This window comes from Bordetella genomosp. 2, assembly GCF_002261345.1.
Taxonomy (GTDB): Bacteria; Pseudomonadota; Gammaproteobacteria; order Burkholderiales; family Burkholderiaceae_B; genus Bordetella_A.
On record NZ_NEVT01000003.1, the window covers coordinates 1,208,709 to 1,233,667 of the forward strand.

Consider the following 24,959-nt stretch of genomic DNA (forward strand, 5'->3'; position numbering starts at 1 on the left):
GCGCCTGGTTCCGCCACTTCCTCATCCAGGAGCGCTTCATGCCCTATCACCGTCCCATCGCCATGCCCGGCCGGCAAGGCGGCTTTTCCCTCATCGAGGTCTCCATCGTCACGGCCATCGTGCTGCTGGTGGCCATCATCGGCATCCCGGCCATCGGCTCCTATGTCATCGAGAACAAGGTGCCGAAAGTGGGCGAGGAGCTGCAGCGATTCGTGGCCCGCATCAAGGCCAATGCGCAGGGCGCCGGGCCGACGCCCTACGCCGACATCGACACCGGCGCGCTGGCCAATGCGCTGCGCGACTCCAGCGTCGTGTCGGTCAACGGCTCGGGCGCCAGCGCCGTGGTGGCGCACGGCCTGGGGGGCAACGGCTCCGCGGGCAACGGCGCCATCACCGTCGCGCCGGTATCGGTAGCCATGGGTGGGGCCGGATCGGGTTTCGCCGTCACGCTGGGCCAGGTCAATCATGCGGCCTGCCCGGCCCTCGCGTCCATCATGCAGCGCGTGTCCGATGTGATCACCGTGGCGGGCCAGGGCGGCCCGGTCAAGGTCAAGGACGACACGATCACGCCCCGGCTGGCCTATAGCGCGACAGCGGCGGAGGCCCAGTGCACGCAGGGAGACAACAACACCTTCGTCTTCACGGTGCGCTAGGAGCCGTTCGCATGGTTACCTCGTTTTTCGCCCGCAAGCGCGCCAGCGCCGCTGGCCGATTGCGGCACGCACAGCGCGGTTTCGCGCTGGCCGAGCTGGCGCTGGCCGTCGCGCTGACCAGCATGATCCTCGTCTGGGCGGCCAGCCGCATCGTCAATGAGGTCGACGATGCCGCCGCCCGGGCTACCGGCGTCTGGCTGCTCGAACTCAAGCGCGGGCTGGACAACATGCTGCGGCAGCATTTCGCCGATCTGGCCGAAGGGGTGGCGCCCGTCGGCCAGAACGGCCTGCCGCTGTACGCCGACCCGCTGGCCCCGCGCCTGGCCGAGCTCAAGGCCCAGGGGCACCTGCCGTCCGGCTTCCCGGAATCGGGCGCCATCGGCGGCGGCGCGGCCATCCGCATCCTGCGCGATGCCCGTTGCCCCGAAGCCGGCTGCCGGCTCGACGCGCTGGCGCACCTGGCCGAGCCGCTCCTGGCCGGCGACGCCGCGCCCGACCTGATGCGCATCGCCGCGGCCGTCGGGGCGACCGGCGGCTATGGCGGCGCCGCCACCGCCACCCGCGTGCGCGGCGCCAATTTCGATTTCCCCAATCCGCCGGCGCCCGGCATGGCCCCGCTGGCGGCCGGCACGCTGGCGGCCTGGGCCGCCCTGGGGACCGCCGAATACGACCTGTTCGTGCGCATGCGCGACACGCGTGACCCCAGTCTTGGCGGGCCGCTGTCGGTCGCAGGAGACATATCTACCGGCGGACGCCTGCGCACGGACGAGTACCTTGCGCTGGGCGGCATAGGCGTCGCTGGCCAGCCGTGTCCGGCGGCCAGCGCGGGATTGTTCTCGCGCGGAGCCGGGGGCGGCCTGCTGGAGTGCAGGGGAGGGGCCTGGAGGACGGTCGGAGGCGCGTTCGGCGGCCTCTACACCACCAACTCGCTGTACGGTTGCCGGCGGCCCGCCGGCTTCAACCCCCTGACCGGCAAATGCTCCTGCCCGGCCGGCTATGCACCCATGTTGGTCTCGAGAGACCTCTGGGACGAGGACGGTAGCAACACGTCGGCGTACATCTGCGTCGGTAGCGGGTAGGCCGGGGCTGCTGGCGCCGGGCTGCCGAGGCTCTATATAATCGAAAATTCGCCTCATTCCCGGTTCGTCCCAGCATGAAATCCTCAGAGATTCGCCAGAAGTTCCTGCAATTCTTCCAGTCGAAAGGGCATACCATCGTTCCCTCGGCCTCGCTCGTGCCGGGCAACGACCCGACGCTGCTCTTCACCAATTCTGGCATGGTGCAATTCAAGGACGTCTTCACGGGCAAGGAGACGCGCGCCTACACCCGGGCCACTTCGTCGCAGCGCAGCGTGCGCGCCGGCGGCAAGCACAACGACCTGGAGAACGTCGGCTACACGGCGCGGCACCATACGTTCTTCGAAATGCTGGGGAACTTCAGCTTCGGCGATTATTTCAAGCGCGACGCCATCCAATATGCCTGGGAGCTGCTGACCACGGTCTACAAGCTGCCGGCCGAAAAACTGTGGGTCACGGTCTACCAGGAAGACGACGAAGCCTACGATATCTGGGCCAATGAAGTCGGGGTGCCGCGCGAGCGCATCATCCGCATCGGCGACAACAAGGGCGCCCGCTACGCGTCCGACAACTTCTGGCAAATGGCCGACACCGGCCCGTGCGGGCCGTGTTCCGAGATCTTCTACGACCACGGCCCCGAAATCTGGGGCGGCCCCCCGGGGTCGCCCGAAGAAGACGGCGATCGCTACATCGAGATCTGGAACCTGGTGTTCATGCAGTTCGAGCGCGATGCGGCCGGCAACATGGAGCGCCTGCCCAAGCCCTGTGTCGACACCGGCATGGGCCTGGAACGCATCGCGGCGGTGCTGCAAGGCGTGCATTCCAACTATGAAATCGACCTGTTCCGCCATCTGATCCAGGCCGCGGCGCGCGAGACCGGCGTCAAGAACCTCGAGGACAACTCCTTGAAGGTCATCGCCGACCACATCCGCGCCTGCGCGTTCCTCATCGTCGACGGCGTCATCCCCAGCAACGAGGGGCGTGGCTATGTGCTGCGGCGCATTGTGCGCCGCGCCTTGCGCCATGGCTACAAGCTGGGCCAGACCAAGCCGTTCTTCTACAAGCTGGTGCCCGACCTGGTCGCCGAGATGGGCCAGGCCTATCCCGAGCTGGCCCAGGCGGCCGAGCGGGTGGCGCAAGTGCTCAAGCAGGAAGAGGAGCGCTTCGGCGAAACCCTCGAGCACGGCATGAAGATCCTCGACGGCGCGCTGGCCGGCGTGCCGGCCAGCGGCCAGCTCGACGGCACCACGCTGTTCACGCTGTACGACACCTACGGCTTCCCGGTCGACCTCACCGCCGATATCTGCCGCGAGCGCAACGTCGAGGTCGACATGGCCGGCTTTGAGGCCGCCATGGCGCGCCAGCGCGAGCAGGCGCGCGCCGCCGGCAAGTTCAAGATGGCCGAAGGCCTCAGCTACGAAGGGGCCGACACGCGGTTCGAAGGCTACGACACGCTCGAGCTCGACGGCGTTAAGGTCGCCGCGCTGTACGTCGACGGCACCCAGGTCGACCGGCTGCAGGCGGGGCAGAATGCCGTGGTGGTGCTCGATGCCACGCCGTTCTACGCCGAATCGGGCGGCCAGGTGGGCGACACCGGCCTGCTCGAGGGCGGCGGCGCGCGGTTCGCGGTGGCCGACACCCAGAAAATCCAGGCCGGCGTATTCGGCCACCACGGCCTGCTCGAGGCCGGCACGCTGGCGGTGGGCGATACGCTGCTGGCGCGCGTGGACGCCGTGCGCCGGGCGCGCACCGTGCGCAATCACTCGGCCACCCACCTCATGCACAAGGCCCTGCGCCAGGTGCTGGGCGCCCATGTGCAGCAGCGCGGCTCGCTGGTCGACCCCGACAAGACCCGTTTCGACTTCGCCCACGACGCGCCGCTGTCGGCCGAGCAGATCGCCCAGGTCGAGGCCATCGTCAACGCCGAGGTCCTGGCCAACCAGCCGACCCAGGCGCAGGTCATGGCCTACGACGACGCCGTCAAGGGCGGCGCCATGGCGCTGTTCGGCGAAAAATACGGCGATACCGTGCGCGTGCTCGATATCGGCTTCTCGCGCGAGCTGTGCGGCGGCACCCACGTGGCGCGCACCGGCGACATCGGCCTGTTCAAGATCGTGGCCGAAGGCGGCGTGGCGGCCGGCGTGCGCCGCGTCGAAGCCATCACCGGCGACAACGCCCTGGCCTGGGTGCAGAACCAGAACGCGCTGCTGCTGCGCGCCGCCGGCATGCTGCGCAGCACGCCGGCCGACCTGCCCGAGCGCATCGCGCAGGTACAGGAACAGGTCCGGGCGCTGGAAAAAGAGCTCGAACAGGCGCGCGGCAAGCTGGCCGCCAGCGCCGGCAACGACCTCGCGGCCAAGGCCGCCGAAATCAAGGGCATCAAGGTGCTGGCCGCCAGCATCGGCGACGTCGATCCCAAGGCCCTGCGCGGCATGGTCGACAACCTGAAGGACAAGCTGAAGCCGGCCGTGGTGCTGCTGGCCAGCGCCGACGGCGCCGGCAAGATCAGCCTGGTCGGCGGCGTCACCGGCGACCTGACGGCGCGGGTCAAGGCCGGCGATCTGGTCGGCTTCGTGGCCGCCCAGGTGGGCGGCAAGGGCGGCGGCCGCCCCGACATGGCCATGGGCGGGGGCAGCGATGTCCAGGCCCTGCCGGCCGCCATTGCCAGCGTGCAGGGGTGGGTCGATGAGCGCCTCTGAGCTGCCGGGCGACCTGCCGGCGTTCCAGCACGATGTCGATGCCAGCGGGCTGACCTGCCCGCTGCCCATCCTGCGGGCCAAGAAAGCCCTGGCCCAGATGGAGAGCGGCCAGGTCCTGCGAGTGGCCACCACCGACCCGAAGGCCGTGCGCGACTTCCAGGCGTTCGCCAAGCAAAGCGGCAACGTCCTGGTGGCGCAGCACGACAGCGGCGACTCGGCGCTGCATTTCCTGCGGCGGCGCTAGGCGCGGGCGTGGCGGCCGGGGTCGGCCCGGGTGTATGCTGGGTCCAGTTGTGCGCAAATCAGGCCTGTATTGCCAGGCCTTGCGTTTCAATGCTAGAATCTTCCGTTTTTCACAACTAATTCAAGGGATTACCTATGGTGGTGATTCGCATGGCCCGTGGCGGGTCGAAGAAGCGTCCGTTCTACAACCTCGTGGCCACCGATTCGCGCAACCGCCGCGACGGTCGTTTCATCGAGCGCGTGGGTTTCTACAATCCCGTCGCGAGCGAAGGCTCGGAAAAGCTGCGCATTTCGCTCGACCGCGTGCAGCACTGGACCAGCAACGGCGCGCAACTGTCCCCCGCCGTCGAGCGCCTGGTCAAAGACTACTCGGCCAAGGTTTCGGCCGCGGCCTGACGGCGCGCGTCCGGCGTAATAACCGCGCGTCGATCCGTCGCCCGGCTCATGCCTGACGCCGCCCATTCCGCCGCGGTCCCCGCCGACCTGGTCGAACTGGGTCGCATTGCCGCGGCCTACGGTGTCAAAGGCTGGGTCAAGGTGCATCCGCACTCGACCCAATCCGAAGCGTTGCGCCAGGTTTCCTCCTGGTGGCTGACTCGCCCCGCCCCTGAATTGGCGCGGGGCGTTGTCGCGTCCGTACCTCAAGCCTACAAGGTGCTGCAGGCGCGCTCGCAGGGCGCGACCATCGTGGCGCAACTGGCCGGCGTCGCCGACCGCGACCAGGCGGAAGCCTTGCGCGGCTACGCGGTCCAGGTGTCGCGCAGCGAATTCCCGGCCGCCGACGAAGACGAGTACTACTGGGTCGACCTCATCGGCTGCGCGTTCTATACCGACGCCGATGGCGAGCAGGCCCGCGTGGGGGTGGTCGACGGCGTGCTCGACAACGGCGCGCACGCCATCCTGCGCGTCGTCCTGCAGCGCGCACCGGCGCCCGGCGGCGAACCCGAACCGCGGCGCGATGCCAAGGGCCGGCCGCTCGAAATGCTGGTGCCTTTCGTGCGTGCGCACATCCTTGCCGTCGACCTGGCGGCGCGCCGCATCGACAGCAACTGGCCGATGGAATACTGATGCGCTTCGACGTCGTCACGCTCTTTCCGGACATGTTCGGAACCGTGCGCGACCTGGGCATCACCGGACGGGCGCATGCCCAGGGGCTCTGGGCCCTGCACACCTGGAACCCGCGCGACTATACCCATGACGTTCATCGCACGGTCGACGACCGCCCCTACGGCGGCGGGCCCGGCATGGTGATGCTGGCCGCGCCGCTCGAGGCGGCCGTGGCCGCGGCCCAGGCGGCGCGCGCCGCGCAAGGCCTGGCGCCGGCGCCGGTGGCGCTGCTGTCGCCCGCCGGCCGCCGCTACGATCAGCAAGGCGCCCAGTCGCTGGCGGCAGGCGAGGGCATCATTCTCATTTGCGGGCGCTACGAAGGGGTGGACCAGCGTTTCATCGACCGCTGCGTCACCGATGAAATCTCCCTGGGCGACTTCGTCCTGTCCGGCGGCGAGATCGCCGCCCTGGCCGTGATCGATGCCGCCGTGCGGCTGTTGCCCGGCGCGTTGAACGATGGCGATTCCGCCTTGCAGGATTCGTTCAACGAGACGCTGTCCGGCCTGCTCGACAGCCCGCATTACACTCGTCCCGAAGTGCACGACGGCCAGCCGGTGCCGGCTGAACTCCTCAGCGGCCACCACGCCAATATCGCGCGCTGGCGCCGCGAGCAGTCCCTGCGCCTGACCGCGGCGCGGCGCCCCGAACTGCTCGAGAAAGCCCGTGCCAACGGCTGGCTGACGCGGGCCGACGAGCATTTTCTCGCCGCCCTGGGCGCGCCGGACGACCGCAACCCGAAATCCTGAAGCCGCCGGCGGCGCGTGCGACGTCCGTGGGTGTTTCCTAGGGAAGTCCCCATGTTGCCCGCCCGTGGGCGCTGCTAGCATGTGAAAATTATGTAAATATGAAAATTTCACGTGCCTGCCGCTGCCCAGCCCGCCGTCCCGATCACCCAGGATGCCGATAAACCGCGCGGCCCGGCGCGTGCGTCCGCGCCGGCTTCCATCATCGATTTCTGGCTGGGGCAGCAGCTGCGGCTGCTGCGCAAGCAGCGGGGCCGCTCGCTGGTCCAGGTGGCCCAGGCTTGCGGCATTTCGCTGGGCCTGCTCAGCCAGATCGAGCGCGGCCTCAGTTCTCCCTCGGTGAAGATCCTCAGCCTGCTGGCCGGCGAATTGGGCGTGTCGGTCGATTCGCTGTTGCGCGGCGCCGGGCAGTGCGATACCGAAGCCGGCGGCCGCCTGGCCCGCGCGGGGTCCCATCGTCGCGTCGATCTCGCCGACAAGGGCATCCACAAGGAAATGTACACGCCGCCGGCGGGACGCACGCTGGATTTGTGCCGCGCCTGTATCGAACCGGGCGGCTCCACGGGCGAGGAGTTGTTCTCCACCAGCATGGGCGAGCAGGTCGGCCTGGTGCTGCGAGGCCAGCTCGAGCTGTGGTTCGAGGATCGCGTCGTCCTGCTGGGCGCGGGCGACAGCTTCTGCTATGACAGCCGCACGCCGCGGCGCTGGCGCAATCCCGGCTCGGATGTGGCGGAAGTCATCTGGGCCATCAGTCGCATCGACCACCGGGAGGGCAGCCCATGAACCAGGCGCCATGCGGGCGGGCCGGCCGGACTGGCTGGCCCGCCCGCATGGCGCCAGATGAGGCGCGCGGCGCGCGCTTCTCCTTTTGACGACCCTAGGGGAATATCCATGAAACTCAAATTCCTGGCCGCCGCGCTGGCGGCTACGCTGGCCTGCGGCGCGGCGCACGCGCAAACCGTGTTGAAAGTCGGCTCCACGCCGACCGGCAGCCCGTTCACCTTTCTGGACACCAAGACCAACACCATCGAAGGCGTGATGGTCGACATCATCAAGGCGGTGGGCAAGGAAGCCGGTTTCGAGGTGCAGATCGAGCCCATGGCGTTCTCGGCGCTGATCGGTTCGCTGCGCTCCAAGCGCATCGACCTGATCTCGGCGGCCATGTTCATCACCGATGCGCGCAAGAAGGTGGTCAGCTTCTCCGACCCGGTGTACCGCTACGGCGAAGGTTTCATGGTTCCCAAGGACGACGACAAACAGTACAAGTCGTTCGCCGACATGAAAGGCATGACGGTCGGCGTGCAGGTTGGCACCGCCTTCGTCGAGCCCATCCAGAAAAGCGGCATGTTCAAGGAGGTCAAGCTCTACGACAATCCGCCCGACATGATGCGCGACGCCAACGCCGGCCGCATCCAGGGCGGCTTCATGGACTACCCGATCGCGGCCAGCATCATTGCCAAGGGCAGCTATCCCAACCTGAAAATGGCCAAGAGCTACGAGCCCACGGTGGTGGGCAGCCTGGGCATCGCCACCCGCCAGGAAGACACCGAGCTGCTGGCGCGCGTCAACAAGGCGCTGGGCAAGCTCAAGGCCGACGGCACCATTGACGCCATCCTCAAGAAATGGGACCTGGCGGATTGAGCGCCGTCGCGGCGCCTGCCGGCGGCCGGGGCCGCCGGCTGTTTCCGTATACCCCGAGAGGATGGACTGAATAATGATGGAGTTCTTCAACGACGCGCGGGAGTTCCTGCCGATATTGCTGCAGGGCGCGACCCTGACCATACTCGTGACCTTCGGGTCGCTGCTGCTGTCGACCTTGCTGGGCCTGGTGTGGGCGCTGATGCGGGTGTCGGGCATCAAGCCGCTGGCGAAATTCAGCGCCGGCATGATCAACGTGCTGCGCGGTATTCCGATTATCGTGCTGCTGTTCTACATCTACTTCGTGATGCCCGACATGGGTATTGCGCTGACGGCGGTGCAGGCGGCCATCATCGGCCTGGGCATCGCCTATTCGGCCTACCAGGCGGAGAATTTCCGCGCCGGCATCGAGGCCATCGACCGCGGGCAGATCGAGGCCGCCATGGCCATGGGCATGAGCTGGAGCATGACCATGCGCCGCGTGGTGCTGCCGCAGGCGGTCAAGATCGTGCTGCCGCCATACGGCAACATCATGATCATGATGCTCAAGGATTCGTCGCAGGCATCCACCATCACCGTGGCCGAACTGGCCCTGCAGGGCAAGCTGATCGCCGTTTCCACCTTCAAGAATGCCACCGTCTTCAGCCTGGTCGCGCTGATGTACCTGGTGATGTGCGTGCCGCTCATCCTGTTCGTGCGGCACCTGGAAAAGCGGAGCGCCGCGAAATGATCCTGCTAAAAGACGTACGCAAGAACTTTGGCAAACTGGAAGTCCTGAAAGGCATCGACGCGGAAGTCCAGAAGGGCGAGGTGGTGTGCGTGATCGGCCCGTCAGGGTCGGGCAAATCCACCATCCTGCGCTGCATCAACGGCCTGGAACGCTACGACGGCGGCCTCATCACCATCGACGGCGAGCGGGTCGATTGCGATGCCTCTTCGATTGTCTCGATACGCACCCAGGTCTCGATGGTGTTCCAGCGCTTCAACCTGTTCCCCCATCGCACCGCGCTCGAGAACGTCATCGAGGGGCCGGTGTTCGTCAAGAAGGAACCTCGCGCCCAGGCCATCGAGCGCGGCCGCGAGCTGCTCGCCAGCGTGGGGCTGGCCGACAAGGCCGATGCGCATCCGCCGCAATTGTCCGGCGGCCAGCAGCAGCGGGTGGCGATTGCGCGCGCGCTGGCCATGCAGCCCAAGGCCATCCTGTTCGACGAGCCCACCTCGGCGCTTGATCCGGAGCTGGTCGGCGATGTGCTGGGCGTCATGCGCAAGCTGGCCGAGGCCGGCATGACCATGGTGGTCGTCACGCACGAAATGAGCTTCGCGCGCGAAGTCGCCGACCGCGTTCTGTTCATCGACGGGGGCGTCGTGGTCGAGCAGGGCGCCGCCCGCGATGTGCTGAATCAACCGCGGCACCCGCGCACGCAGGACTTCCTGCGCCGTGTGCTGCATCCCATGTAAGGAGCCATCATGGCGCAGGCGCCATATCCGCTGTCGCATTCCCTGTGGGCCGCCACGGCCGCCCCGGCGCCCGAGACCCGGCCGCTGCAGGGCTCGGGCCAGGCCGATGTGTTGGTCATCGGCGGCGGCTATGCCGGGTTGAGCACCGCGCTGCACCTGGCCGAGCGCGGCATCGACACCTTGCTGCTCGAGGCGCGCGAGATCGGTTTCGGCGGTTCGGGCCGCAATGGCGGGCAGGTGATCCCGGGCCTGAAATATGATCCGGACGACCTGGTCCGCATGTACGGCGCCGAGCGCGGTGAGCGGCTGGTGCGCTTCGCCGGCGGCACCGCCGACCTGGTGTTCGGCCTGATCGAACGCCATGGCATGGACGTGCCGCGAACCCGGGCCGGCTGGATCCAGGGCGCGCACACCGAAGAGGCGCTGCGGATCGCGCACGGACGCGCCGAACAATGGGCCCGGCATGGGGTCGCGGCGCGCACGCTGGATCGCGCCCAGGTCGCGGAATTCACCGGCACCGACCGCTACCTGGGCGGCTGGGTCGATCCGCGCGCCGGCTCCATCCAGCCGCTCAGTTACGTGCGCGGCCTGGCGCGCGCCGCGCTACGCGCCGGGGCGCGGGTGCATACCGGCACGCCGGTGGCCGCCTTGCGGCGCGACGGCAGCCGCTGGGTCGCCACGACTGCCGCCGGCGGCAAAGTGGTGGCACAGCGCGTCGTCATGTGCACCAATGCCTATGGCGGCGACCTCTGGCCCGGCCTGAAGCGCAGCATCATCGACGCCAACACGTTCCAGGTGGCCACGCGTCCCTTGCCCGATGCGGTGCGCGCCACCATCTTCCCGCAGGGGCATGTCTCTTCGGACACGCGCAACTTGCTGCTGTATTTCCGCCTCGACCACCAGGGCCGGCTGCTGATGGGCGGCCGCGGGCCGTTCCGCGAGCCCAAGGGCCCGCAGGACTGGGCCCACCTCGAACGCGTGCTGGCCAAGCTGTTCCCGCAGGCGGCCGGCATCCCGTTCGAATACCGGTGGTGCGGCCGGGTGGCAGTGACCCGCGACTACCTCCCGCACTTGCACGAGCCCGAACCAGGCCTGCTGATCGATATCGGCTGCCAGGGGCGCGGCGTCGGGCTGCAAACCGCCATGGGCAAGGCGCTGGCGGCCTTCACGGCGGGCGAGGGCGAGGATGCGCTGCCCGTGCCCTTGACGCCGATCAAGGGGTTCCCGCTGTACGGGCTGCGGCGCATCTACGTGAATGCCGTGGTGGCCTGGTATCGCCTCAACGATGGCGGGCTATAGACCGCGTTTCAGCCCAATTGCACCGCCACGCGCAGGCCCCGGCCGTCCAGCCCGCCGGCGCACCACGCCTTGCCGCCATGCAGGCGGGCAATCTGCGCCACCAGGGCCAGGCCGATACCGCTGCCGCGCATGCCGTTGCTGGCGCCGCGGCTGCGGTAGAAGCGCTCGAACAGGCGCGGCCATTCGGCTTGCGGCACGCCGGGGCCGTTGTCGGCCACGCTCAGCAGGGCCCCGCCTTCCGCGGTCGGGGCGCAGCGTACTTCGATCTTGCCGCCCTCGGGGGTGTAGCGCACGGCGTTGTCCATCAGGTTGCTGATCAGAATGCCGATTGCATCGATATCGCCGTTGACGGTGCATGCCTGCGTGTCCAGCATGATGTGCTGGCCCTTGTCGCGGGCGGCCGATTCGTAGTCGCGCACGCCCATGGATACCAGGGCAGCCAGGTCCATCGGGGTGGCGGGGCGTTGCTCGATGGCATCCAGGCGGGCCTGGTCCAGCAGTTGCTCGGATAGCCGCGTAGCGCGGCGCGCCACCGCCAGCAACCGGTCCAGCGCCATTTGGCGCGATGCGTTCTCGCCGGCGGCGCGCGCCAGTTCGGCATGCGTGGTCAGGGCTGCCAGCGGCGTGCGCAATTCGTGCGCCGCGTCGGCGATGAAACGGCGCTCGCGATTCATCGCGGTTTCCAGGCGGGCCAGCAGGCGGTTGACCGAGACGATCAGGGGCTGCAGCTCGGCCGGCATGCCGTCGTGCGGCAGCGGCGCCAGATCGAACGGATCGCGCGACAGCAGGGTCGCGCGCAGTCCGTCCAGGCGCGCCAGGGTCCGGTTCACGACCAGCCTCAATGTCAGCGTCAGCAGCAGGAACAGCAGCGCCGACGCTTTCAGGCCCTGCCACAGCCAGGCGCGGAATTCGGCGCGCCGGTCCGCCAGCGCGATCCCGACCTGGATCTGGATCCGGTTGCTCACATCGTTGGAGGCGTACATGCGCCAGGGCTGGCCGTTGACCATGACGTTGGCATAACCGCTTTCGAAGCGGTCGTTCAAGGGCGCGGCGGGCGCGCCCGGGGAATGCGCCAGTTGGCGGCTGCCGTCGCGCGTCCATATCTGGAAATTGATCTGGGTCTCGAACGACACCTTGTCGCCATCGGCGGGCTCGAAGCCGATCGGCCCCTTCGCCTCGGTCAGCGAGATCGGCAGCGACCGCATCGCGACGTTGGCGACCTCATGCAGTTTCTGGTCCCAGACGCCTGTCTGGGTGCGCCCCTGTTCGTAGGCGTACCAGGCGAACCAGCTCGCCCAGTTGATCAGCAGCGCCAACAGCAGGCCCAGCAGCAGGCGGCGTTTCAGGGAGGGCAATCCGCCACCTCGTTGATCCGGTAGCCATAGCCATGCACCGTGGCGATGACGTTGTCGCCCAGCTTGCGGCGCAACTGATGCACGTACACCGCGACGGTATTGCTTTCGATGGTGCCGTGTCCACCGTAGACGGCATCTTCCAGCTGCTCGCGCGTCACGGTGCGCCCCGCGCGTTCCATCAGCGCCAGCAGCGTGAGGTATTCATGCTGGCTCAGCGTGACCGCGGCGCCGTCGCGGCGCACCTGCCGCGTGGCCGGGTCCAGCGTGACGGCGCCGCACGACAGCAGCGGCGTGACCCGGTTGCGGCTGCGGCGCAGCACCGCCCGCAGGCGCGCCAGCAGTTCGTCGAGCTGGAATGGCTTGACGATGTAGTCGTCGGCGCCGGCATCCAGGCCGCCGATCCGCTCGCTCAACTGGTCGCGCGCGGTCACCAGCAGTACGGGCGTCGCGTCATAGCGCGCCCGCAAGGCCCGCAGCAGCGACAATCCCGACTCCCCCGGCAGGCCGATATCCAGCAGCACGGCGGCATAGCCCGCCCCCGCCAGCGCCAGCCTCGCCTCCGCGGCGTCGCGCGCCCAATCGACCGTCGCCTCGAGCCGCTGCGCCAGGCCGGCCTGCATGGCCTCGCCCAGCATGGGGTCATCTTCCACCAGCAATAAGTGCACGCGAATCCGCCCGTTGGAATAGTGCCGCCCAGTGTGCCGTATCGCCATTAAAAACAATTTAAAACCCTGTCGGCACAATCTGCAGCCTGGGACAGGGTCCGCATGGCGCGGTCCGCCGATATTAAAAGGAATTGCGATGAAATGCGGAGTGCGATGGGCCGCCGGGCTGGCCCTGTTGGGCGCTGCGGCCGGGCAGGGCGCGCAGGCGGAGAATTTTATCGGCGTGGCGGCCGCTTTCTTGCCGGAATATGACGGCGCCAAGGATTACCGCTTTCTGCCGGTGCCGCTGATCAACTATGAAAGCGGCCATTTCTTCATTTCGCCACGGGCTGGGCTGCCGGCCACCGGCCTCAAATGGGATCTGGCGCAAGACGTGTCGGCCGGGGTGTTCCTGGGCATGAGCCTGGGGCGCGACGCCGACGACGCCGACCGGCTCGAGGGCCTGGACGATATCGATTTCCATGGCGTCTACGGCGCCTACATGGAATGGCATCCGGGGCGCTTCTCGCTGGGCGCGGCCTATCGCCAGGCCATGCGCAGCGGCTATGGGGGCACGCTGGAACTGCGCGCCAGCTACCGCGTGCTCCAGACCGCGCGCAACGTCGTCACCGTGGGCGCCAGCACCGAATGGGCCAGCCACAGCGACATGGAGACCTGGTTCGGCATCACTTCCTCGCAGGCCGCCAATAGCGAAGCCGGCCTGAAGCCGTATTCCGCCTCGGCCGGCTTCAAGTCGGCGGCCCTGTTCGCCAACTGGCGCTACAGCCTGGACAAGCACTGGGCGGTGGTCACCACGGTGGGCGTCAACACCTTGCTGGGCGATGCGCGCGACAGCCCGATCGTCGAGCGCGAAACCAGCGCGTTCGGCGCGCTGGGAGTCACGTACTCGTTCTGATGCCGGACGGGCGGCGGCGGGGGTCAGCCCAGCTTGCCGCGCTGCTCGCGCACCTTGGCCAGGGTGGCGTTGAACTGCGCCAGGCGCGCCTTTTCCTGCTCGACCACGGCCGCCGGGGCGCGCTCGACGAAGCTGGCGTTGCCCAGCTTGCCGTTGGCCTTGGCGATCTCGCCTTCCAGGCGGGCGATTTCCTTGTCGAGGCGGGCCTGCTCGGCCGCCACGTCGATCTCGACATGCAGCATCAGGCGGGCGGCGCCCACCACTTGCACGGGGGCGCCGGCGTCGGGCAGCGCGTCCACCACGTCGACCTGGCTCAGCTTGGCCAGCGCGGCCAGGTACGGCCCGTTGCGGGTCAGCGTCGCGGCGTCGCCTTCGGCCACCAGCGGCACGCGTTGCGCCGGCGACAAGCCCATCTCGCCGCGCAGCGCGCGCACCGCCTCCACCTGGGCCTTGAGTCCGGCCACTTCGGCTTCGGCGGCGGCGTCGACCGCCGCCGGGTTGGCCTGCGGATAGGGCTGCACGCTGACGCTGGCGATTTCGCCCGGGCGGCGCTTGCCGGCCGCCACCGAGACTTTCTGCCAGAGCGCCTCGGTAATGAACGGGATGATCGGGTGCGCCAGGCGCAGCACGGCCTCGAGCACGCGGATCAGCGTGCGGCGCGTGCCCAATTGCTGGGCCGGCGTGCCATGCTGGATCTGCACCTTGGCCAGTTCCACGTACCAGTCGCAATATTCGTCCCACACATAGCGGTACAGCGCGTTGGCCACGTTGTCGAAACGGTAGTCGGCGAAGCCGCGGGCCACCTCGGCTTCCAGGGCCTGCAGCTGGCTGACGATCCAGCGGTCGGCGAACGACAGCTCGGCGGGCCGGTCGCCGCCCAGGTCGTGGCCCTCGGTATTCATCAGCACGTAGCGCGTGGCGTTCCACAGCTTGTTGCAGAAGTTGCGGTAGCCTTCGCAGCGCTTGAGGTCGAAGTTGATGTTGCGGCCCAGGGTCGCATAGGCGGCCATGGTGAAGCGCAGCGCGTCGGTGCCGAAGGCCGGGATGCCGTCGGGGTACTGGCGCCGGGTGGCTTTCTCGATGGCGCCGGCCTGCTTGGGATTCATCAGGCCATAGGTGCGCTTGGCCACCAGGCCGTCCAGGTCGATGCCGTCGATCAGGTCGACCGGATCGAGCGTATTGCCCTTGGACTTGCTCATCTTCTGGCCGTCGGCATCGCGGATGAGGCCGTGCACGTAGACGTGCTTGAACGGGATCTGGCCGGTCAGGTGCGTGGTCATCATGACCATGCGCGCCACCCAGAAGAAAATGATGTCGAAGCCGGTGACCAGCACGCTGGAGGGCAGGTAGCGGCGCAGGTCGGGCGTGTCTTCGGGCCAGCCCAGCGTGGTGAAGGGCACCAGCGCGGACGAGAACCAGGTGTCCAGCACGTCCGGGTCGCGCGTCAGCGGGCCGGCCACGCCGGCGGCGCGGGCCTGCTCCTGGGCCTCGGCCTCGGAGTGGGCCACGAACACCTGGCCGTCCTCCGAGTACCAGGCCGGGATCTGGTGGCCCCACCACAGTTGGCGCGAGATGCACCAGTCCTGGATGTTGTTGAGCCACTGGTTGTAGATGGTGGTCCAGTTTTCCGGGTAGAACTTGATCCGGCCGTCGGCCACGACATCGAGCGCCACCTGGGTGATGCTCTTGCCGGGATGCAGCGTGCCGTCGGGGGCCGGCTTGCTCATGGCCACGAACCATTGGTCGGTCAGCATGGGTTCCAGCACCACGCCGGTGCGGTCGCCCTTGGGCTGCATCATCTTGTGCGGCTCGACCCGCACCAGGTAGTTCTGCGCCTCCAGTTCGGCCACCACGGCCTTGCGGGCCTCGTAGCGCTCCATGCCCTGGAACTGCTTGGGGCCGTTCTCGTTGATGTGCGCGTCCAGCGTGAAGATCACGATCATCGGCAGATCGTGGCGCAGCGCGCAGGCATAGTCGTTGAAATCGTGCGCGCCGGTGATCTTGACGCAGCCCGTGCCGAACTCCGGATCGACGAAATCGTCGGCAATGATGGGGATGTTGCGGTCGCACAGCGGCAGCTCGACCATCTTGCCGACCAGGTGCCGGTAGCGCGGATCATCGGGGTGCACGCACAGCGCGCCGTCGGCCAGCATGGTTTCCGGGCGGGTGGTGGCGATGGTCATGCCGCGCAGGGTGACCGTCTGGCCGTCCTTGTCGACGATGGTCTGCGGACCGTCGACGAACGGGTAGAGGATATGCCACATGTGGCCATCGACTTCTTCCGACTGGACTTCCAGGTCGGACACGGCCGTCAGCAGCTTGGGATCCCAGTTCACCAGCCGCTTGCCGCGGTAGATCAGGCCCTGCTGGTACAGCCGGACGAAGGTTTCCACCACGCCGCGCGACATGCGCTCGTCCATGGTGAAATATTCGCGCGGCCAGTCCGCCGAGGCGCCCAGCCGGCGCACCTGGCCGGTGATGGTATTGCCCGACTGCTCTTTCCATTCCCAGACTTTCTCGATGAACTTCTCGCGGCCCAGGTCGTGGCGCGAGACGTTCTCCGCATCGAGGCGGCGCTCCACCACGATCTGGGTGGCGATGCCGGCGTGGTCGGTGCCCGGGACGAACACGGTGTCGTCGCCACGCATGCGGTGGTAGCGGATGAGGCCGTCCATGATCGTCTGGTTGAACGCATGGCCCATGTGCAGGGTGCCCGTCACATTGGGAGGCGGGAACTGGATGACATACGGCTGGGGGTCGGTCCCCGTTTCTACGTGCCGGCCGGCCTGGAAGTAGCCGCGCTTTTCCCATTCGGCATACCAGTGCGCTTCCAGCTCGGCGGGCTCGAAGCTTTTGGGAAGGTCGGCGGTTTCAGTGTCAGGAGGGATCGGTGCGGCGGCTTCAGTCATTACAGGGTTCCGGCAAAACGGGGCCAGGTCGATACTCGGCCAAGCAAACCGTTAATTTTATGATGTATTGGGGCCTTGACGGCGTGCTAGAATGTCGGGTTACTGTAAACCTTGCAGAAGTGCCTGTTTTTATTGAGGAATTGCGAAAACGGGCGGCAGCCGGAGTCCATCCTCCGGAACCTTCCGAAAGGTGCCAGTCTCGAATCCATGTCCCGGAGCGCGGCGCCGGGGCGGGCTCCGCATGCCGGTTCCGCCCGCGCTTTCGCGCCCCGATCAACCGAAAAACAGTCAAACCCAGTCTGGAGTTCTCATGTCCGTCGAACGTACCCTCTCGATCATCAAGCCCGATGCCGTGGCCAAGAACGTCATCGGCCAGATCGTCGCCCGCTTCGAAAGCGCCGGCCTGAAGGTCATCGCTGCCCGCATGCAGCAATTGTCGCGCGCCGATGCCGAGCGCTTCTATGCCGTGCACAAAGAGCGCCCCTTCTTCAAGGACCTGGTCGACTTCATGGTCTCGGGCCCCGTGTTCGTGCAGGTCCTGGAAGGCGAGGGCGCCATCCAGAAGAACCGCGACCTGATGGGCGCCACCGATCCCAAGAAGGCCGCGCCGGGCACCATCCGCGCCGACTTCGCCGACAGCATCGACGCCAATGCCGTGCACGGCTCCGACGCCGCCGAGACCGCCGCCGTCGAAGTGGCGTTCTTCTTCCCCGAAATCAACATCCACAGCCGTTGATCGGGTAACTTTTCCCACAGCACTCCATGGAAACCGCCGAACGCGTCAATCTGCTGGGCCTCGATGGCGCCGCCCTGTCCGACCTGGTCGGGCAATGGGGCGGCAAGCCGTTTCGCGCCCGCCAGCTGCAGCGCTGGATCCACCAGCGCTGCGCCGACTCGTTCGACGCCATGACCGACCTGGCCCGCGACTTCCGCGGCCAGCTTGCGCAACGCTGCCGCGTCGAGGCGCCGCCGGTCAACACCGAGCAGCGCTCCTCCGATGGCACGCGCAAGTGGCTGTTCGACGTGGGCCAGGGCAATGCCATCGAGACCGTCTTCATTCCCGAAGACGACCGCGGCACGCTGTGCGTGTCCAGCCAGGCCGGCTGCGCCGTCAATTGCCGCTTCTGCTCCACGGGCCACCAGGGTTTCAACCGCAATCTCACCACCAGCGAGATCATCGGCCAGCTCTGGTGGGCCAAGCGCGTGCTCGAGGCCGATGCCGGCACGGCGCGGCTGGGCGGCGGGCGCGGCGAAGATACGCGGGTGGTCAGCAACGTGGTCATGATGGGCATGGGCGAGCCGCTGCTCAACTACGACCAGCTCGTGCCGGCCCTGCGCCTCATGCTGGACGACAACGCGTATGGGCTGTCGCGCCGCCGCGTCACGGTGTCCACTTCCGGCGTGGTCCCCATGATGGACCGCCTGGCGCAGGACTGCCCGGTGGCGCTGGCCGTCTCGCTGCATGCGCCTACCGATGGGCTGCGCGACGAACTCGTGCCGCTCAACAAGAAGTACCCGCTGGCCGAACTGCTCGCCGCCTGCGAGCGCTACCTGGCCTTCGCGCCGCGCGACTTCATCACGTTCGAATACTGCATGCTGGACGGCATCAACGATACCGACCAGCACGCCAGGGAACTCATCCAGGTGGCCCGGCAAGTACGCTGCAAGCTCAACCTGATTCCTTTCAACCCGTTTCCGGCCTCGGGCCTGAAGCGTTCGCCGGCCGCCCGCGTCAAGGTCTTCGCCCAGCGCCTGATGGACGCCGGTATCGTCACCACGGTGCGCAAGACCCGCGGCGACGACATCGACGCCGCGTGCGGCCAGCTCGCGGGCGAAGTGCGCGACCGCACCCGCGTCGCCCAGCGCAACGCCGCCCGGACCATTCCCATCGCACAGGTACAGGCATGACGCAGGACCTCGATCCGGCAGTCCCCCGAACCGAATCGCCCGCGGCGGCGCCGTCCGTCGGCCAGGCGCTGCACGCGCTGCGCGTGGCCAAGGGCTGGTCGCTCGACGAAGTCTCCAGCCGCATCAAGTTCTCGGCGCGCCAGATCCAGGCGCTCGAGAGCGAGCAGTGGGCCAAGCTGCCGACCGGCGTTTCGCTGCGCGGCCTGATCCGCAGCTATGCGCGCCTGCTGGACGCCGACGCGCCGGCCATCGTGGCGTCGCTCGAATCGCGGATCGCCGCCGCGCCGGCGGGCGCCCCGGGGCGCCGCCTGGCGCACACCGTGCCGGTGCCGATTTCTTCGTCGGATGACGACCGCTCCTCCATGCCGTGGGGCTGGCTGCTGGTCATCGCGGCACTGCTGGCCGTGCTGGTGGCGTATGCTTTCTGGCAGGGCTGGCTGCCCGCGGACTGGCTGCCCTGGTTTTCGCCGCTGAACTCGTAATCCCGGTATACGCATGCAAGAGCCGTCCCCGCCCTGCCAAGATGCCCCGCCGCCCGAAGTGGGCGCCGCGCCGCGCCGGCCGACGCGCGCGGTCGCCGTGAAGTGGGGCGACCGCGTGGTCACCATCGGCGGTCCGGCGCCGGTCGTGGTGCAATCCATGACCAACACCGATACCGCCGATGCCATTGCCACGGCCATCCAGGTCAAGGAACTGGCCCAGGCCGGTTCCGAGCTCGTGCGCATCACGGTGAACACCCCGGAGGCCGCGCGCGAAGTCATCGCCATACGCGAGCAGCTCGACCGCATGGGGGTGTCGGTGCCGCTGGTCGGCGATTTCCACTACAACGGCCACAAGCTGCTGACTCAGTTTCCCGATTGCGCGCAGGCGCTCTCGAAGTACCGCATCAACCCCGGCAACATGGGCGGCGGCAAGCGCCGCGACGACAATTTCGCCCAGATGATCGAAGTGGCCTGCCGCTACGACAAGCCGGTACGCATCGGCGTCAACTGGGGCAGCCTCGATCACGAACTGATGGCGCGCAAGATGGACGAGAACAGCCGCCGCGCCCAACCCTGGGAAGCCCAGGCGGTGATGCGCGACGCGCTGGTGGTCTCGGCCATCAGCAATGCGCGCCGCGCCGAGGAACTCGGCCTGCGCGGCGATGCCATCATCCTGTCGTGCAAGGTCAGCCACGTGCAGGATCTCATCGCCGTCTATAGCGACCTCTCCGCGCGCTGCGACTACCCGCTGCACCTGGGCCTGACCGAGGCCGGCATGGGCAGCAAGGGCATCGTCGCCTCGACCGCCGCGCTGGCGGTGCTGCTGCAGCAGGGCATCGGCGACACCATTCGCATCTCGCTCACGCCCGAACCCGGCGGGGACCGCGCGCGCGAAGTCATCGTTGCGCAGGAAATCCTCCAGACCATGAACCTGCGCGCCTTTACGCCGATGGTCGTGGCCTGCCCGGGCTGCGGGCGCACCAGCAGCACATTCTTCCAGGAACTGGCCGACAGCATCCAGTCGTACCTGCGGCGCCAGATGCCGGTGTGGCGGACGCGCTACCCCGGGGTCGAGAGCATGAACGTCGCGGTCATGGGCTGTGTGGTCAACGGCCCCGGCGAAAGCCGCCATGCCGATATCGGCATCAGCCTGCCCGGCACCGGCGAGGTGCCGGCCGCGCCCGTGTTCATCGACGGCGAGCGCACGGTCACCCTCAAGGGCGACCGCATTGCCGAAGAGTTCCAGACCATTGTCGAAGACTACGTCGCGCGCCGCTACGGCGCGTCGGCCACTCACTAAAAATAAGGGCTGAGCCGCCAGGCGCGCCGCGTTGCGGGCCATTGCGGCATGATGAAGATGACGCAAGCTTTCCAGAAAGTCGCCGCGATCCGCGGCATGAACGATGTACTCCCGGGTGACGGCGTCCGCTGGGAACGATTCGAACAGATCGTGCGCGACTGGCTGCACAGCTACGGCTACCGCAATGTGCGCACCCCCATTCTCGAGCATACGCGCCTGTTCGCGCGGGGCATCGGCGAGGTCACCGACATCGTCGAAAAAGAGATGTACACCTTCACGGATGCGCTCAATGGCGATTCGCTGACCATGCGGCCCGAAATGACCGCCGGGGTGGTGCGCGCCAGCATCGAGCACAATCTGCTCTACGACCGGCCGCAGCGCGTCTATAGCATCGGCCCGGTGTTCCGCCACGAACGGCCGCAACGCGGGCGCTATCGCCAGTTCCACCAGATCGACGTCGAGGCGCTGGGTTTCGCCGGCCCCGATGTCGACGCCGAGCTCATCGTCATGCTGGCGCGCCTGTGGAAGCTGCTGGGCCTGACCGACGTCCGCCTCGAATTGAATTCGCTGGGCCAGCCGGCCGAGCGCGCGGCCCATCGGGCCGCGCTGATCGAGCACCTCGAGCGCCACCGCGACATTCTCGACGAAGACGGCCTGCGGCGCCTGTACAGCAACCCGCTGCGGGTGCTGGACACCAAGAACCCGGCCATGCAGGCCATGGCCGACAGCGCCCCGCGCCTGTTCGATTTCCTGGGCGACGAATCGCGCGCCCATTTCGACGGCCTGTGCCAGCGCCTGGCGGACGCGGGTATCGAATACCGCCTCAATCCGCGCCTGGTGCGCGGGCTCGACTACTACAACCTGACCGTTTTCGAATGGGTCACCGACCGTCTGGGCGCGCAGGGCACCGTGTGCGGCGGCGGACGCTATGATGGCCTGGTCGAACTGCTGGGCGGCAAGCCGGCCCCAGCGGTGGGGTTCGCCATCGGCATGGAGCGCCTGCTCGATCTCTGGGAACAGAGCGTGCCGTCCACGCCCACGCCCGAATGCGAGGTCTACATCGTGCACCAGGGCGAGGACGCGCAGCGCCTGGCCGCGCGCGTCGGCGAGCAGTTGCGCGATGCCGGCCTGGCCGTCATCGTGCACGCGGGCTCGGCGGGCTTCAAGTCGCAGTTCAAGCGGGCCGATGCCAGCGGGGCGCGGGTTGCGGTTATCCTTGGCGGCGATGAAGTGGCCGCCCAGACCGCCAGCGTCAAGTACCTGCGCGCCGAGCCGGCTGGCGAAGCCGCGCAGCAGCAAGTGCCGCTGGACAGGTTGGCCGACGTTTTGAAATCCAAGGGTTAGCATGGCATACGATCTCGAAGAACAGGAACAACTCGACGCGCTCAAGGCGTGGTGGGCGCGCTACGGCACGCTGGTGCTCACGCTGGCGGCCGCGGTGGCCCTGGCCTGGGGCGGCTGGTGGAGCTGGAAGGCCTACCAGACCCATCGCGCCAATCAGGCCATGGGGTACTTCGAGGCGCTCGAAGACGCCGCCCGCCTGGGTGGGGCCGACGCCGCCGTGCGCATCAAGGCGGCCGCCTCGACGCTGCGCGACGACTATCCTTCCACCGGCTATGCGGCACGCGGCGCCCTGGTGGCGGCGCATGCCCTGAAAGAGCAGGACGATCTCGCCGGCGCGCGTGAACAGCTCGAATGGCTGGCCGCGCAATCCAAGCATCCGGCCCTGCAGCCGGTGGCGCGGGTGCGGCTGGCCGGGCTGCTGCTCGATCAGAAGCAATACGATGCCGCCCTGGCCCAGCTGAACAATCCGCCGGCCGCGTTCGCCGCGCTCTATGCGGACCGCCGCGGCGACATCCTGGCCGCCCAGGGCAAGCATGAAGAGGCCCGCAAGGCCTGGCAGGCCGCGCTCGACAGCCTGGATGCCGCCGACCCTTTGCGGCAAGCCGTGCAACTCAAACTGGATGCCCTGAGCGGAGCCTGAACGTATGCGTATCTTCCGTCATGGCCGCGCCTGGCGCGGCGCCGCCCTGGTCGCCGGACTGCTCGCCCTGTCCGGTTGCTCGATGTTTTCCAGCAACGACGACCGCTACGAACCCACGCCGCTGACCGAATACGCGCCCGGCATGTCGGTGCGCTCGGTCTGGTCCACCTCCATCGGCAGCGGCTCCGGCCTGGGCTTCGTGCCCGCCGTGGTCAATGACGCGGTCTATGCGGCCACGCCCGACGGCTCGGTGGCCAAGGTCGACCTGGCCAGCGGCAAGGTGCTCTGGAAGGCTTCGGCCGACACCAAGCTGTCGGCCGGCGCGGGCAGCGACGGCACCACCACGGTGGTTGCTTCGCCGCTGGGCGACGTGATCGCTTTCGACGACACCGGCAAGGTCAAATGGAAGGCGCGCGCCACCAGCGACGTCTCGATCGCGCCGGTGGTCGGCTATGGCGTGGCGGTGGTGCGTAGCGGCGACTACCGCATCCAGGCGTTCAATATCGAAACCGGCGAGCGGCTCTGGAGCCTGCAACGGCCGGGGCCCGCGCTGGCGCTGCGCAGCAGCGCGCAGATGGTCATGGCCGAGGGCCTGGTCATCACCGGCCTGCCCGGCGGCAAGCTGCTGGCCATCAACGTCGGCAGCGGCAACGTCCAATGGGAAGGCACGGTCGCCACGCCGCGCGGCGCCAGCGACCTGGAGCGGCTGACCGACGTAGTGGGCGCGCCGCGCATCGCCGGCAGCCTGCTGTGCGCCGTGGCATACCAGGGGCGCATCGTCTGCTTCGATGTCACCCAGGGCGGCCGCCCGATCTGGGCCAAGGATTTCTCCAGCTCCAGCGGCATGACGCTGGACGGCCGGTTCGCCTATGCGGCGGACCAGCACGGCGTCGTCAACGCGTTCGCGCTCGACAGCGGCGCCAATGTCTGGAAGCAGTCCGCGCTCAAGAACCGCAAGCTGACCTCGCCGGCGCTGCTGGGCGAAGCCGTCGGGGTGGGCGACCTGGACGGCTATGTCCATTTCCTGTCGCGCAGCGACGGCCGTCTGCTGGCGCGCCTGTCGGTGGGCGGCGACGCCATCGTCTCGCCTCCGCAGACCACGCAGCGGGGCGTGCTGGTGCAGACCGGCAATGGCAACCTCGTGCTGATCGGCACCAACTGAACCTAACTTCGCAAGCCTCACCGTGTCCTTCAAACCCGTCGTCGCTCTGGTCGGCCGCCCCAATGTGGGCAAGTCGACCCTCTTCAACCGCCTGACGCGCTCGCGGGCGGCGCTGGTGGCCGACTATTCCGGCCTGACGCGCGACCGCCACTACGGCGAGGGCAGGGTGGGCGACACGCCCTTCATCGTCATCGATACCGGCGGCTTCGAGCCGGTGGCCAAGTCCGGCATCCTGCGCGAAATGGCGCGCCAGACCCGCCAGGCCATCGCCGAGGCCGATGTGGTGGTGTTCCTGGTCGACGCCCGGGCCGGCGTCAATGCGCACGACCACGAAATCGCCCAGCTGCTGCGCAAATCGGGCCAGCAGCGGGTCGTGCTGGCGGTCAACAAGGCCGAGGGCATGGGCGTGGGCAGCGCCACTGGCGAATTCCACGAGCTGGGCCTGGGCCAGCCATACCCGATCTCGGCGGCGCACGGCGACGGTATCGTCGATCTCATCGGCCTGGCCTTGCAGGGCCTGGTCGAGCCGGAGCCCGAAGCGCCGGCGGAGGCTGGCGAGGACCTCCCCCCCGACCATCGCATCAAGCTGGCCATCGTCGGCCGCCCCAATGTCGGCAAGTCGACCCTCATCAATACCCTGCTCGGCGAAGACCGCGTCATCGCGTTCGACATGCCGGGCACCACGCGCGATGCCATCGAGATCGACTTCGAGCGCGATGGCCGCAAGTACACCCTGATCGACACCGCCGGCCTGCGCCGCCGCGGCAAGGTGTTCGAGGCGGTCGAGAAATTCTCGGTCATCAAGACGCTGCAGGCCATCGAGGCCAGCAATGTCGTGCTGCTGATGCTCGATGCCCAGACCGAAGTGTCGGAACAGGACGCCCACATCGCCGGCTTCGTGCTCGAGACCGGCCGCGCCGTGGTCGTGGCCATCAACAAATGGGACGGCCTGGATACCGACCAGCGCGAGCGCATCGAGCGCGAATTCCATCGCAAGCTGCGGTTCCTGTCGTTCGCGCCCACCCACACCATTTCCGCGCTGAAAGGGCAGGGCATCAAGCCGGTGCTCAAGTCGGTGGTGGCCGCGCATGCCGCCGCGTTCGCCAAGCTGCCCACGCCCAAGCTGACCCGCGCGCTGCAGGCCGCCGTCGAGCAGCAGCCGCCGCCGCGCAAGGGCATCTTCCGGCCGAAGATGCGCTACGCCCACCAGGGCGGGCAGAATCCGCCGTTGATCGTCATCCACGGCAACGCGCTGGACGCCATCCCGGATTCCTACCGCCGCTACCTGGAAACCCGCTTCCGCGATGTCTTCAAGCTGGCCGGTACGCCGCTGCGCATCGAATTCAAGTCGTCGCGCAACCCCTACGCGCAGGAAAACTGATC

At 68.0% G+C, this 24,959-nt stretch carries 24 protein-coding genes; 21 read left to right on the forward strand and 3 right to left on the reverse strand.

What is annotated here, in order from left to right; genetic code table 11:
• The first annotated feature begins 38 nt into the window (after nt 1-38).
• From CAL24_RS07760 to CAL24_RS07815, 12 genes are all read left to right on the forward strand, one after another.
• On the forward strand, nt 39-653 hold the full coding sequence (locus CAL24_RS07760) for a type 4 pilus major pilin (RefSeq protein ID WP_028353541.1): 615 nt from the start codon (nt 39-41) through the stop codon (nt 651-653).
• An 11-nt stretch (nt 654-664) separates the two neighbouring features.
• Entirely contained in the window at nt 665-1,732 is a 1,068-nt protein-coding gene (locus CAL24_RS07765) for a hypothetical protein (RefSeq protein ID WP_094806303.1), read from the forward strand.
• Between the two features lie 74 nt (nt 1,733-1,806).
• Nucleotides 1,807-4,428 (forward strand): alanine--tRNA ligase, encoded by a 2,622-nt coding sequence (alaS, locus tag CAL24_RS07770; RefSeq protein WP_094806304.1) that lies wholly within the window; start codon nt 1,807-1,809, stop codon nt 4,426-4,428.
• A complete protein-coding gene (locus CAL24_RS07775; RefSeq protein WP_028353538.1) occupies nt 4,415-4,672 on the forward strand; it encodes a sulfurtransferase TusA family protein in 258 nt (85 codons plus the stop codon). Before alaS ends, CAL24_RS07775 begins: the two co-directional genes overlap by 14 nt.
• Before the next feature lie 134 nt (nt 4,673-4,806).
• Nucleotides 4,807-5,067 (forward strand): 30S ribosomal protein S16, encoded by a 261-nt coding sequence (rpsP, locus tag CAL24_RS07780; RefSeq protein ID WP_094806305.1) that lies wholly within the window; start codon nt 4,807-4,809, stop codon nt 5,065-5,067.
• A gap of 48 nt (nt 5,068-5,115) precedes the next feature.
• The gene (gene rimM / locus CAL24_RS07785) at nt 5,116-5,739 is read left to right on the forward strand and encodes a ribosome maturation factor RimM (protein ID WP_028353536.1); all 624 of its coding nucleotides are present in this window, start codon (nt 5,116-5,118) and stop codon (nt 5,737-5,739) included.
• Nucleotides 5,739-6,524: a tRNA (guanosine(37)-N1)-methyltransferase TrmD gene (trmD, locus tag CAL24_RS07790; RefSeq protein ID WP_094806306.1), complete on the forward strand. Its 786-nt coding sequence runs from the start codon at nt 5,739-5,741 to the stop codon at nt 6,522-6,524. The genes rimM and trmD overlap by 1 nt, the downstream gene beginning before the upstream one ends.
• Before the next feature lie 111 nt (nt 6,525-6,635).
• Entirely contained in the window at nt 6,636-7,304 is a 669-nt protein-coding gene (locus CAL24_RS07795) for a helix-turn-helix domain-containing protein (RefSeq protein WP_249278489.1), read from the forward strand.
• Nucleotides 7,305-7,412: 108 nt separating this feature from the next.
• The gene (locus CAL24_RS07800; protein ID WP_094806307.1) at nt 7,413-8,162 is read left to right on the forward strand and encodes an ABC transporter substrate-binding protein; all 750 of its coding nucleotides are present in this window, start codon (nt 7,413-7,415) and stop codon (nt 8,160-8,162) included.
• 73 nt (nt 8,163-8,235) lie between these two features.
• Nucleotides 8,236-8,889, forward strand: coding sequence for an amino acid ABC transporter permease (locus CAL24_RS07805; protein WP_028353532.1), 654 nt, complete (start codon nt 8,236-8,238; stop codon nt 8,887-8,889).
• The gene (locus CAL24_RS07810) at nt 8,886-9,617 is read left to right on the forward strand and encodes an amino acid ABC transporter ATP-binding protein (protein ID WP_094806308.1); all 732 of its coding nucleotides are present in this window, start codon (nt 8,886-8,888) and stop codon (nt 9,615-9,617) included. The genes CAL24_RS07805 and CAL24_RS07810 overlap by 4 nt, the downstream gene beginning before the upstream one ends.
• Before the next feature lie 9 nt (nt 9,618-9,626).
• Complete coding sequence (locus CAL24_RS07815; RefSeq protein WP_094806309.1) at nt 9,627-10,916, forward strand: NAD(P)/FAD-dependent oxidoreductase; 1,290 nt, start codon at nt 9,627-9,629, stop codon at nt 10,914-10,916.
• A gap of 8 nt (nt 10,917-10,924) precedes the next feature.
• Here the strand turns inward: CAL24_RS07815 and CAL24_RS07820 are convergent, their stop codons facing one another.
• Both CAL24_RS07820 and CAL24_RS07825 read right to left on the reverse strand, forming a co-directional pair.
• A complete protein-coding gene (locus tag CAL24_RS07820) occupies nt 10,925-12,271 on the reverse strand; it encodes an ATP-binding protein (RefSeq protein ID WP_028353529.1) in 1,347 nt (448 codons plus the stop codon).
• A complete protein-coding gene (locus CAL24_RS07825; protein WP_028353528.1) occupies nt 12,259-12,936 on the reverse strand; it encodes a response regulator in 678 nt (225 codons plus the stop codon). The genes CAL24_RS07820 and CAL24_RS07825 overlap by 13 nt, the downstream gene beginning before the upstream one ends.
• Before the next feature lie 136 nt (nt 12,937-13,072).
• On the opposite strand from CAL24_RS07825, the gene CAL24_RS07830 reads away from it, so the two are divergent.
• Nucleotides 13,073-13,831, forward strand: a complete 759-nt coding sequence (locus CAL24_RS07830) for a MipA/OmpV family protein (RefSeq protein ID WP_028353527.1) — start codon at nt 13,073-13,075, stop codon at nt 13,829-13,831.
• 23 nt (nt 13,832-13,854) lie between these two features.
• Here the strand turns inward: CAL24_RS07830 and CAL24_RS07835 are convergent, their stop codons facing one another.
• On the reverse strand, nt 13,855-16,740 hold the full coding sequence (locus tag CAL24_RS07835) for a valine--tRNA ligase (RefSeq protein WP_028353526.1): 2,886 nt from the start codon (nt 16,738-16,740) through the stop codon (nt 13,855-13,857).
• A 310-nt stretch (nt 16,741-17,050) separates the two neighbouring features.
• Here CAL24_RS07835 and ndk point away from each other — a divergent pair, with 310 nt between their 5' ends.
• Genes ndk through der form a run of 8 tightly spaced genes read left to right on the forward strand, consistent with a single transcriptional unit; the run spans nt 17,051 to nt 24,957 of the window.
• Nucleotides 17,051-17,476, forward strand: a complete 426-nt coding sequence (ndk, locus tag CAL24_RS07840; RefSeq protein ID WP_028353525.1) for a nucleoside-diphosphate kinase — start codon at nt 17,051-17,053, stop codon at nt 17,474-17,476.
• A 26-nt stretch (nt 17,477-17,502) separates the two neighbouring features.
• Nucleotides 17,503-18,648 (forward strand): 23S rRNA (adenine(2503)-C(2))-methyltransferase RlmN, encoded by a 1,146-nt coding sequence (gene rlmN, locus CAL24_RS07845; RefSeq protein WP_094806310.1) that lies wholly within the window; start codon nt 17,503-17,505, stop codon nt 18,646-18,648.
• Nucleotides 18,645-19,130, forward strand: a complete 486-nt coding sequence (locus CAL24_RS07850; protein ID WP_094806311.1) for a helix-turn-helix domain-containing protein — start codon at nt 18,645-18,647, stop codon at nt 19,128-19,130. The genes rlmN and CAL24_RS07850 overlap by 4 nt, the downstream gene beginning before the upstream one ends.
• 13 nt (nt 19,131-19,143) lie before the next feature.
• Nucleotides 19,144-20,430 carry a flavodoxin-dependent (E)-4-hydroxy-3-methylbut-2-enyl-diphosphate synthase gene (ispG, locus tag CAL24_RS07855; protein ID WP_038853180.1) on the forward strand — a complete coding sequence of 429 codons (1,287 nt, stop codon included), beginning with the start codon at nt 19,144-19,146 and terminating at the stop codon, nt 20,428-20,430.
• A gap of 57 nt (nt 20,431-20,487) precedes the next feature.
• Nucleotides 20,488-21,774: a histidine--tRNA ligase gene (hisS, locus tag CAL24_RS07860; protein WP_094806522.1), complete on the forward strand. Its 1,287-nt coding sequence runs from the start codon at nt 20,488-20,490 to the stop codon at nt 21,772-21,774.
• 1 nt (nt 21,775) lies between these two features.
• Nucleotides 21,776-22,414 carry a YfgM family protein gene (locus CAL24_RS07865; RefSeq protein WP_094806312.1) on the forward strand — a complete coding sequence of 213 codons (639 nt, stop codon included), beginning with the start codon at nt 21,776-21,778 and terminating at the stop codon, nt 22,412-22,414.
• A gap of 4 nt (nt 22,415-22,418) precedes the next feature.
• Nucleotides 22,419-23,576, forward strand: coding sequence for an outer membrane protein assembly factor BamB (gene bamB, locus CAL24_RS07870; RefSeq protein WP_094806313.1), 1,158 nt, complete (start codon nt 22,419-22,421; stop codon nt 23,574-23,576).
• A gap of 22 nt (nt 23,577-23,598) precedes the next feature.
• The gene (gene der, locus CAL24_RS07875; protein WP_028353518.1) at nt 23,599-24,957 is read left to right on the forward strand and encodes a ribosome biogenesis GTPase Der; all 1,359 of its coding nucleotides are present in this window, start codon (nt 23,599-23,601) and stop codon (nt 24,955-24,957) included.
• Nucleotides 24,958-24,959: the final 2 nt, after the last annotated feature.

Bases quoted from the DNA above. Each gene is read 5' to 3' on its own strand.
- rimM (WP_028353536.1), top strand. From the start codon at position 5,116: ATGCCTGACGCCGCCCATTCCGCCGCGGTCCCCGCCGACCTGGTCGAA.
- CAL24_RS07775 (WP_028353538.1), top strand. From the start codon at position 4,415: ATGAGCGCCTCTGAGCTGCCGGGCGACCTGCCGGCGTTCCAGCACGAT.
- rlmN (WP_094806310.1), top strand. From the start codon at position 17,503: ATGGAAACCGCCGAACGCGTCAATCTGCTGGGCCTCGATGGCGCCGCC.
- CAL24_RS07865 (WP_094806312.1), top strand. From the start codon at position 21,776: ATGGCATACGATCTCGAAGAACAGGAACAACTCGACGCGCTCAAGGCG.
- trmD (WP_094806306.1), top strand. From the start codon at position 5,739: ATGCGCTTCGACGTCGTCACGCTCTTTCCGGACATGTTCGGAACCGTG.
- CAL24_RS07805 (WP_028353532.1), top strand. From the start codon at position 8,236: ATGATGGAGTTCTTCAACGACGCGCGGGAGTTCCTGCCGATATTGCTG.
- CAL24_RS07810 (WP_094806308.1), top strand. From the start codon at position 8,886: ATGATCCTGCTAAAAGACGTACGCAAGAACTTTGGCAAACTGGAAGTC.
- CAL24_RS07835 (WP_028353526.1), bottom strand. From the start codon at position 16,740: ATGACTGAAGCCGCCGCACCGATCCCTCCTGACACTGAAACCGCCGAC.
- alaS (WP_094806304.1), top strand. From the start codon at position 1,807: ATGAAATCCTCAGAGATTCGCCAGAAGTTCCTGCAATTCTTCCAGTCG.
- CAL24_RS07850 (WP_094806311.1), top strand. From the start codon at position 18,645: ATGACGCAGGACCTCGATCCGGCAGTCCCCCGAACCGAATCGCCCGCG.
- hisS (WP_094806522.1), top strand. From the start codon at position 20,488: ATGACGCAAGCTTTCCAGAAAGTCGCCGCGATCCGCGGCATGAACGAT.
- ndk (WP_028353525.1), top strand. From the start codon at position 17,051: ATGTCCGTCGAACGTACCCTCTCGATCATCAAGCCCGATGCCGTGGCC.
- CAL24_RS07815 (WP_094806309.1), top strand. From the start codon at position 9,627: ATGGCGCAGGCGCCATATCCGCTGTCGCATTCCCTGTGGGCCGCCACG.
- CAL24_RS07800 (WP_094806307.1), top strand. From the start codon at position 7,413: ATGAAACTCAAATTCCTGGCCGCCGCGCTGGCGGCTACGCTGGCCTGC.
- CAL24_RS07830 (WP_028353527.1), top strand. From the start codon at position 13,073: ATGAAATGCGGAGTGCGATGGGCCGCCGGGCTGGCCCTGTTGGGCGCT.
- ispG (WP_038853180.1), top strand. From the start codon at position 19,144: ATGCAAGAGCCGTCCCCGCCCTGCCAAGATGCCCCGCCGCCCGAAGTG.
- rpsP (WP_094806305.1), top strand. From the start codon at position 4,807: ATGGTGGTGATTCGCATGGCCCGTGGCGGGTCGAAGAAGCGTCCGTTC.
- bamB (WP_094806313.1), top strand. From the start codon at position 22,419: ATGCGTATCTTCCGTCATGGCCGCGCCTGGCGCGGCGCCGCCCTGGTC.
- CAL24_RS07760 (WP_028353541.1), top strand. From the start codon at position 39: ATGCCCTATCACCGTCCCATCGCCATGCCCGGCCGGCAAGGCGGCTTT.
- CAL24_RS07765 (WP_094806303.1), top strand. From the start codon at position 665: ATGGTTACCTCGTTTTTCGCCCGCAAGCGCGCCAGCGCCGCTGGCCGA.